This is a genomic window from Nonomuraea sp. NPDC003214 (assembly GCF_053590035.1).
Window position 1 is genome coordinate 1 of sequence record NZ_JBSFSX010000052.1, and the last position, 1,187, is coordinate 1,187.

At 67.5% G+C, this 1,187-nt stretch carries 1 protein-coding gene; it reads left to right on the top strand.

Annotated elements, in window-relative coordinates; all coding sequences use genetic code 11:
* Positions 1–98 precede the first annotated feature (98 nt).
* Positions 99–1,187: IS630 family transposase (locus ACWDXC_RS45270; RefSeq protein ID WP_449993265.1), on the top strand; the 1,089-nt coding region annotated here is incomplete at its 3' end.

Genomic DNA, 1,187 nt, shown 5'->3' on the forward strand with positions numbered 1-1,187 from the left:
CTAGTGCTGTGACCGGAAACGATCACCGGGTTGGCGTGTAGGACGGTCCTGCCGATTGGATGAGCTGATCACGCTCGTTCCAGCAGCTGGGAGGCCCGGTGACACAACCGGTCAAGGTCCGCAGGCTCTCGGACCAAGAGGGGCAGAAACTGCAGCGCATCGTGCGACGCGGCACGATGAGCACGGTGCGGTATCGGCGGGCGATGATCCTGCTGGCCTCGGCCGGCGGCAACACCGTCCCGGTCATCGCCCGGCTGGTGCAGGCTGATGAGGACACCGTGCGCGATGTGATTCACCGGTTCAACGAGATCGGTCTGGCTTGCTTGGACCCTCAGTGGGCGGGAGGTCGTCCCCGCCTGCTCAGTCCTGACGACGAAGAGTTCATCGCGGCGACGGCCACCACTCGCCCGAACAAGCTCGGCCAGCCGTTCACCCGCTGGTCCATCCGCAAGCTCCTGCACTATCTGCGCCGCTTGCCCGGCCGGGCCATCGCGCTTGGCCGGGAGGCGTTACGCATCCTGCTGCACCGGCACGGGATCACCTTCCAGCGCACCAAGACCTGGAAGGACTCACCCGATGCGGACTTCGACGCGAAGCTGGAGGAGATCGAGTACGCCCTCACCCACCGCGCCGAGCGCACCTTCGCCTTCGACGAGTTCGGTCCGCTCGGCATCCGGCCCACCGCCGGAACCGGCTGGGCACCCGCCGGTGAGCCGAACCGGTTGCCGGCCACCTACCGCCGCACCCAGGGCGTCACCTACTTCCACGGCTGCTATTCCGTCGGCGACGACCTGCTGTGGGGCGTCAACCGAACCCGCAAGGGCATCGACCACACCTGGGCTGCCCTGAAGTCGATTCGGGCCGCCCGCCCGGACCGCGCCCCGATCTACGTCATCCTGGACAACCTGTCGGCGCACAAGAACTGGCGCATCCGAGCCTGGGCCAAGAAGAACAAGGTCAGGCTGCTGTTCACCCCGACCTACGCCTCCTGGGCCAACCCGATCGAGGCGCACTTCGGACCGTTGCGCCAGTTCACCCTGGCCAACTCCAACCACCCCAACCACACCGTCCAGACCCGGGCCCTGCACGCCTACCTACGCTGGCGCAACACTCACGCCCGCCACCCCGACGTACTGGCCGCCCAACGCCGCGAACGCGCCCGCATCCGCAGCGAGAAAGGCATCCGC